The organism is Shewanella electrica (genome assembly GCF_022321485.1).
Taxonomy (GTDB): domain Bacteria; phylum Pseudomonadota; class Gammaproteobacteria; order Enterobacterales; family Shewanellaceae; genus Shewanella; species Shewanella electrica.
The window spans coordinates 1-274 of record NZ_JAKOGG010000257.1 but is presented as its reverse complement, the minus strand read 5'-3'; the positions used below and the strand labels follow the sequence as shown (position 1 = coordinate 274).

Sequence of the window (274 nt, the reverse complement as noted above, 5' to 3'; positions counted from 1 at the left end):
AATCACGAGTGCGCGCCCGTGGACCATGGCCACAAAACGGGTGTAAAGGGTGATCTTTTCATCGTGACTCAACGTAGGACCTTCACCCGTCGTAGCCCCAACCACAAACCCGTCAGTGCCTTGATCAATGAGATGATCGACTAACCGTTGCATACTATCATAGTCAATTTCATCGCGGTCGTTAAACGGTGTCACAATCGCGGTGATTAATTCTGCTCTTTGCATTTAAAAACCCCCTGGGCGCGAGCCGGCGCGGTTAGAAGTCGGAGTGTAA

1 protein-coding gene is annotated in these 274 nt (G+C 51.1%); it reads right to left on the bottom strand.

Translation table 11 applies throughout. The features are described 5' to 3' along the window. Nucleotides 1-225 (bottom strand): dihydrodipicolinate synthase family protein (locus L9G74_RS20545; RefSeq protein ID WP_238898616.1); only part of this gene is annotated, 225 nt, incomplete at its 3' end. Nucleotides 226-274 lie beyond the last annotated feature (49 nt).